This is a genomic window from Micromonospora sp. NPDC004336 (assembly GCF_053602615.1).
The window spans coordinates 24,222-30,741 of sequence record NZ_JBSGDY010000064.1; the positions used below are offsets into that span (position 1 = coordinate 24,222).

Annotated in this window: 9 protein-coding genes; 6 read left to right on the forward strand and 3 right to left on the reverse strand. The window is 74.1% G+C overall.

The window, feature by feature from the left end:
• Positions 1–266 precede the first annotated feature (266 nt).
• Positions 267–1,223 (reverse strand): N-acetylmuramic acid 6-phosphate etherase, encoded by a 957-nt coding sequence (gene murQ / locus ACWENR_RS15905; protein ID WP_452277730.1) that lies wholly within the window; start codon positions 1,221–1,223, stop codon positions 267–269.
• Positions 1,220–2,134, reverse strand: a complete 915-nt coding sequence (locus tag ACWENR_RS15910; RefSeq protein WP_452277731.1) for a MurR/RpiR family transcriptional regulator — start codon at positions 2,132–2,134, stop codon at positions 1,220–1,222. Before ACWENR_RS15910 ends, murQ begins: the two co-directional genes overlap by 4 nt.
• 267 nt (positions 2,135–2,401) lie before the next feature.
• Here ACWENR_RS15910 and ACWENR_RS15915 point away from each other — a divergent pair, with 267 nt between their 5' ends.
• Positions 2,402–3,094, forward strand: coding sequence for an SDR family NAD(P)-dependent oxidoreductase (locus tag ACWENR_RS15915; RefSeq protein ID WP_452277732.1), 693 nt, complete (start codon positions 2,402–2,404; stop codon positions 3,092–3,094).
• A 16-nt stretch (positions 3,095–3,110) separates the two neighbouring features.
• On the opposite strand, the gene ACWENR_RS15920 is transcribed toward ACWENR_RS15915, so the two are convergent.
• Positions 3,111–3,836 (reverse strand): dTMP kinase, encoded by a 726-nt coding sequence (locus ACWENR_RS15920; protein ID WP_452277733.1) that lies wholly within the window; start codon positions 3,834–3,836, stop codon positions 3,111–3,113.
• 155 nt (positions 3,837–3,991) lie between these two features.
• On the opposite strand from ACWENR_RS15920, the gene ACWENR_RS15925 reads away from it, so the two are divergent.
• The 5 genes from ACWENR_RS15925 to ACWENR_RS15945 all read left to right on the forward strand — a co-directional run bounded on the left by ACWENR_RS15925 (position 3,992) and on the right by ACWENR_RS15945 (position 6,424).
• Complete coding sequence (locus tag ACWENR_RS15925; protein ID WP_452277734.1) at positions 3,992–4,576, forward strand: nucleotidyltransferase; 585 nt, start codon at positions 3,992–3,994, stop codon at positions 4,574–4,576.
• Positions 4,573–4,848, forward strand: a complete 276-nt coding sequence (locus ACWENR_RS15930; RefSeq protein ID WP_091103684.1) for a hypothetical protein — start codon at positions 4,573–4,575, stop codon at positions 4,846–4,848. Before ACWENR_RS15925 ends, ACWENR_RS15930 begins: the two co-directional genes overlap by 4 nt.
• A gap of 9 nt (positions 4,849–4,857) precedes the next feature.
• Positions 4,858–5,634 (forward strand): metallophosphoesterase family protein, encoded by a 777-nt coding sequence (locus ACWENR_RS15935; protein WP_452277735.1) that lies wholly within the window; start codon positions 4,858–4,860, stop codon positions 5,632–5,634.
• Positions 5,625–5,768, forward strand: coding sequence for a GPGG-motif small membrane protein (locus tag ACWENR_RS15940; RefSeq protein WP_018786997.1), 144 nt, complete (start codon positions 5,625–5,627; stop codon positions 5,766–5,768). The genes ACWENR_RS15935 and ACWENR_RS15940 overlap by 10 nt, the downstream gene beginning before the upstream one ends.
• A 161-nt stretch (positions 5,769–5,929) precedes the next feature.
• Positions 5,930–6,424, forward strand: a complete 495-nt coding sequence (locus ACWENR_RS15945) for a TspO/MBR family protein (protein ID WP_452277736.1) — start codon at positions 5,930–5,932, stop codon at positions 6,422–6,424.
• Positions 6,425–6,520: the final 96 nt, after the last annotated feature.

Sequence of the window (6,520 nt, forward strand, 5' to 3'; positions counted from 1 at the left end):
ATGGCAACACCGCCCGCCCGGGTGACGCAGCGACCCGGCTCACCGCCGCGCTGCGATCCTCGTCACTTGCCGGACACGCGCCGGTGGACCGGTCGGTTCATCCACGCCCGTGGTAATACCCCACCCCCAGATGAACAATCCGCACCGCGGATCCATGCCCGGGCGCGCGACATCACCCCGAACCCCTACGCAGGGTGACGCCGGTGGTACGGGGTGACGCCGGCGGGTGAGGTGGATCAGGAGGCCGTGGGGTCAGGGCCCCGGTTTCAGGAGGCCAGGAGGGCCAGGGCGCCGCGGACCTGGTCGGCGGAGCGGGCCAGGGCGGCCCGGGCGGCCGACATCTCCGCCCCGGAGACGAGCGAGACGAGCGCCGTCTTCATGTCTCCGTCGGCCTCGGCGAGGGCCCGCCGGCAGATCTCCTCCGAGCAGCCGGTCGCCTCCATCAGGATCGAGATCATCCGGCCCCGGAGCTTGGCGTTGGTGGCCACCATGTCGATCATGAGGTTCGAGTAGACGCGACCCAGTCGCACCATCACGGCCGTGGAGAAGGTGTTGAGCGCCAGCTTCTGCGCGGTGCCCGCCTTCATCCGGGTCGACCCGGTGACGACCTCGGGGCCGGTGTCCACCCCGATGAAGACGTCGACCGACCGGGCGGCCTCCGCCTCCGGGTTGGCGCAGAGCAGCACGGTCGAGGCGCCCTTGGCCCGGGACGCGGCGAGCGCCCCCAGGACGTACGGGGTGCGCCCGCTGGCGGCGAGCCCGACCACGAGGTCCCCCGCCCGTACGCACTCGGCGGCCTCGGCCGCACCGCCCCGGTCGTCGTCCTCGGCGTCCTCGACGGCCCGCCACATGGCGTCCGGCCCGCCCGCGATGTGCGCGCAGAACCAGTCCCGGGGGGAGTTGAAGGTCGGCGCGAGCTCGGCGGCGTCGATCACGCCGAGCCGGCCGGACGTGCCGGCGCCGAAGTAGTGCACCCGGTGGCCGCCCCGCAGCGCGGTCACCGCCAGGTCCACCGTCGCGGCGATCTCGTCCAGCACGTCGGCGACGGCGCCGGGCACCCGCCGGTCGGCATCGTTGATCACGGCGAGGACGTCCCGGGTCGACATCAGGTCGAGGTCGACGCTGTGCGGGTTGCGCCGCTCCGTCGGGGCGCCGACCCGGATCACGGGCCGGCCCGCCGGCGGGGCCGTCACGTCGTGCGGTTCGACCGCCTCGGCCGTCATGCCCGCCTCCGTCCCGGGCCGACGCGGTGCGACTGGACCGCCTCGGCGGTGGCCTCGAGGGCCTTCCTGGCCCGGGACCGGTTGCGCGCGGCCACCCCGACGAAGAGGCAGTCGACGACGGTGAGCTGGGCCAGCCGGCTCGCCATCGCGCCCGAGCGGTAGGTGGTCTCGCGGGCCGCCGTGGTGAGCACGAAGTCGGCGACCTCGGTGATCGGCGAGCGGGGGAAGTTCGTCAGCGCCACCGTGGCCGCCCCCCGGGCCCGCGCCTGCTCCAGCACCTCGATGACGTCGGACGTGGTGCCGGTGTGCGAGATGCCGACGGCGACGTCGCCCCGGCCGAGCAGCGCGGCCGACGTCAGGGCGGTGTGCACGTCCGGGAAGTAGAAGGAGGTGCGGCCGATGCGGTGCAGCTTCTGCTGGAAGTCGGAGGCGACGAAGCCGCTGGCGCCGGCGCCGTAGACGTCGATCCGGTCGGCGCCGGCGATCGCCTCGACGACCTGCTCGCAGATCGCCGGGTCGAGTTGCTCGGCCGTCTCCTCGACGGCCCGCGCGTCGTTGAACGCGATGGTGGCGATGATCTGGGCGAGGTCGGCGCCGGGCGGGATGTCGCCGCCGACGACCCGAGCGTCCGGGGGCTCGACCCGACGGGCCGCCTCTGCGGCGAGCCGGATCCGGAGCTGCGGGTAGCCGTCCATGCCGACCGACCGGCAGAACCGGATGACGGTCGCCTCGGATGTCTCGGCGGCGGTGGCGAGGTCGGTGATCGTCCGACGCGCGGCGTCGGCCGGGTCGGCGACGACCAGCCGGGCGACCCGCTGCTCGGCCGGCGACAACGACGGGAGCAGGCCGCTGATGTGGACGATCAGCCCACCCGGCTCGTGACTCGCAGAAATCTTCGGACTCTTCGCCACGGATGAAACTTACTTTCATGAGGCGTGAGCGTCAACCATGACTCCACGTGTTGGGGAAAACACTGCCCGCCCCGGGGTCGTCGGATGCGCACAGCGTGCCACCCCATCGGTGCCGTCACCTCCCCCGGGAGGGCGGCTCGCGCCTGCCGGACGGGCGCAGCCGCCGGACGACGATCCGGGAGGACCATCCCACCTTCCCGCGTTTCGCGGCGCTCCGCCACCCCCGCGACACCGAGGGTCGGCGCACCACGGCGCTAGCGTATGGCCATGGCGGATCGCAGTGTGCTGGTCACCGGAGGAACGGGCGGGCTGGGCGGGGCGGTCACGGCCGCCTTTGTCGAGGCGGGTTGGCGGGTGGTCGTACCCGCGCGGGGGCGGCCCGCGACGACGGAGCCGGCGGCGGACGGGCCGGTCCGGGTGGTCGCGGACCTGACCGACCCGGCCGGCGCGGAGCGCGCCGTCGCGGCGGCCGCCGACGACCCGGCGGCGCCGCTGCGGGCCGTGGTCAACCTGGTCGGCGGGTACGCCGGCGGCGGGCTGGTGCACGAGACGCCGGTCGAGGAGTTCGACCGGATGCTGACGCTCAACCTGCGGCCGACCCTGCTCGTCACCCGGGCGGCGCTGCCGCGCCTGGTCGCCGCCGGCGGTGGCGCGGTCGTCTGCGTCTCCTCCCGCGCCGCCGTCGCGCCCTTTCCCGGGGCCGCGGGCTACGTGACCGCCAAGGCGGCCGTGCTCGCCTTCGCCAACGCGGTGGCCGTGGAGTACCGGGCGGCCGGGATCCGCTGCAACACCGTGCTGCCGAGCGTCGTCGACACCCCCGCGAACCGCGCGGCCCAGCCCACCGCCGACCACTCGCGCTGGGTCGCCCCCGCCGACATCGCGCCGGTCGTCCGCTTCCTCGCCTCCGACGAGTCGGCGCCGACCAGCGGCGCGAGCATCCCGGTCTACGGTCGCGCCTGACCGGCCGCCCCCGCCGTCAGCCGCCCGCCGCGACCGGTTCCACCGCCGGCGCGGCCGGCACCGGCTGCGGGGCCGGGCCCGCGACGGCGCGGGGCCGGCCCCCGTCGACCGCGGCGAACCAGCCCGCCAGGTGGGACCGGATCTGCCGGGACACCTCCTCGGGCGGACGCCCGGCGTCGACCACGACGAAGGCCGGATACTCCGGCAGGGCCCGGTAGGCGGCGTCCGCGGCCGTCAGGTAGCGCATGCTCTCGTGGTCGGTCCCGCGCCGCTCGATCCGCCGGTACGCCTCCGCCGGGTCGACGGCCAGCAGAAAGGTCACCTGCGGCCGCGGGAAGACCCGGTAACCCAGCCGGGCCAGCCGCTCCCAGCGCTGGCCCCCGTGCGCCCGGATGCTGGCGTACTGGCAGGCGGAGTAGCGGTCCATCACCGCGATCCGGCCGGTCGTCAGGCAGGCGAGCAGGGCGGCGGCGATGGCGAGCCAGCGCAGCACGGACTCCACGGCCAGCAGGCCCGTACGCCCGACGAGGCGCTGCGCGTCCGGGCGGCCGAGGCGGTGCGCGAGGCGGCCGAGCCAGCGCCGCCCGCCGGCGTTGCGGTGGTAGGTGGCGGGGTGGCCGGCCGAGGTGAGCGCGTCGGCGAGCTGGTGCGCCTGGGTCGTCTTGCCCGAGCCGTCGATGCCGATCAGGGCGACGGCGCGCAATCGGGCCCTGCCGCGCCGTGCCTCCGGTGATCTGGACACCTTGCCCAGGCTATCCGACGCGCGCTCGCGTCCCCGGAGATTTGTGCCGACTCATCCGGGTTGACTCCACCCGCGCCGCCTGCCAGGTGTGGCCCGCCGGGCTGCCGGGTACCGGAGTTGGATCAGCCGCCCACCACCGACGACGGGAGATGCCAATGGCCGAGCGCGGGGACGAGAGCCTGGTGCACACGTTGAAGAAGGTCGCCGCCGTGCTCAAGCAGGAAGAGATTCCCTTCGCGCTCGGCGGCAGCTTCGCCGTGTACGCCCACGGCGGCCACTCCAGCGAGCACGACGTCGACTTCCTCATCCGCGAGGTCGACGTGGAGCGCGCGCTGGAGGCCCTGGTCGCGGAGGGCTTCACGGCCGAGCGCCCGCCGGAGGACTGGCTGGTCAAGGTCTTCGACGACGGGCGGATGGTCGACCTCATCCACCGGCCCATCGAGACCCCGGTGACCGAGGAGACGTTCGCCGACACGGTCGTCCGGCCGGTCGACGCGATCCACATGCCCGTGCTCTCGGCCAGCCAGCTGATGGTGCACAAGCTGCTGAGCTTCTCGCAGCACTACTGCGACTTCGCCCGTGGCCTGCCGCTCGCCCGCTCGCTGCGGGAGCAGATCGACTGGGAACGGGTACGCAAGGAGACGCAGCACTCGCCGTACGCCGAGGCGTTCCTGGTGCTGCTGGACCGGCTGGACGTGGTGCCGTACGCCGGCGCCGCGCAGGGAGAGGGGACACCGTGACCGAGCACCGCGACGTCGCCACCGGGCCGCCCGACGAGTACGTCGAGGCGGAGATCCACCGGCTGCTCGCCGAGGACCCGGACGTGGCCGAGCAGGGCATCACCGTGGTCCGGCGGGAGCGCGGCCTCGTGCTCTACGGCGAGGTGGAGAGCCCGCACCGGCGGGAGGAGATCCTGCGCCGGGTGGCCGAGCGCTTCCCGGACGTGCCGATCACCAGCGACATCGGGGTGATCCGCGCGCAGGCGCCCACGGAGATCGAGCAACTGCCCTGAGGAGGTTCCATGGTGATCCGGATCGCCGCCGTGGGTGACGTGCATCTGGACGAGGACGTGGTCGGCCGGTTCCGGCCGGCGCTGGAGGAGCTGCCCGAGCACGCCGACGTGCTGCTGCTCGCCGGGGACCTGACCCGGCACGGGACGGAGGCGGAGGCCCGGTGCGTGGCCACCGAGTTCGGCGGGCTGGGCGTGCCGGTGGTGACCGTGCTCGGCAACCACGACCACCAGTGCGACCAGGTGCCGCAGGTGGTCAAGGTGCTCGAGGACGCCGGGATCAGGGTGCTGGAGGGCGACGGCGTCGTGCTGGATTGCGCCGGCGGCCGGCTGGGCGTCGCCGGGGTCAAGGGGTTCGGCGGCGGCTTCGCCGGGCGCTGCGCCAGCGACTTCGGCGAGCCGGAGATGAAGGCGTTCGTCCGGACCACCACCGAGAGCGCGGACGCGCTGGCCGCGGCCCTGCACAGCCTGGACTGCGACGTGCTGGTGGCGCTCACCCACTACTCCCCGGTGCCGGACACGCTCGCCGGCGAGCCGCTGGAGATCTATCCGTTCCTGGGGTCGTACCAGCTCGGGCAGGCGATCGACTCGGCGCCGACCGCGCTGGCGCTGCACGGGCACGCGCACGCCGGCACCGAACGGGGCACCACCCCCGGCGGGGTACGCGTCCGCAACGTCGCCCACCCCGTGATCAAGCAGGCCTACAGCGTGTTCCACCTGGGCGACCACCTCGATCAACCGGAGGTTTCCCGGGTCGGTGGCTCGGGTACTCAGCAACCATGGAGCTGATTCTCTGGATTCTCGCAGTCGTACTCGTGGTCGCCGGCATCCTCGCGCTGTTCCGCCGGCAGATCCTGTGGGGCATCGTCCTCATCGTGGTGGGCCTGCTGGTCGGGCCGGGTGGTGTGAGCATCTTCAGTTGACGTGGCGGCTCGACGCCGCCGCCCCGATGACCCGCCGGGGTCGTCGTGGCCGGAACTCCGTCCTCCCGACAGGAGCCTCCGGACGCGACGACCCCGGCGTTTCGCGCTTTTCCGGGGGCGGGGACGGGTTTACCTGCCGCCGGACGGGAGATATCTCGACCGTGGAGACGTCTCGGAGCGTCGGGCGGGTGCGCGGAACGCGGCAGTGGTGGGCGCTGCTCGGCTTCGCGGCGGCGGTCTTCGTCGCCGCCGCCGTCGGTGGGCTGGGCGTCCGGGGCACCACGGCGGAGTACGCCAACCTCGAACAGCCCTCCTGGGCGCCGCCGTCCTGGCTCTTCGGGCCGGTCTGGACCGTGCTCTACGCGATGATCGCGGTGGCCGGCTGGCTGGTCTGGCGGCGCGTCGGCTTCGGCCCGGCCCTCTGGGCGTGGGTCGCGCAACTGGTGCTCAACGCGGTCTGGACGCCGCTCTTCTTCGGCGCGGGCCAGTACGGCCTGGCGTTCGCCGAGATCCTGGTGATGTGGTTGGCGATCGGCGTGACGGTCGCCCTCTTCCGGGAGGTGTCCCGCCCGGCGACGCTGCTGATGCTGCCCTACTGGGCGTGGGTCACCTTCGCCGCCGTCCTGAACTTCACCATCTGGCGTCTGAACAGCTGACCCCGCGCGGCGGGTGACGGGCCGGGCCGGGGCCCCCCCCGGGGCCGGGGCGCCGCCGCCCCCCCCCCACGCGGCGCGGGGGGGGGGGTTAGGGGC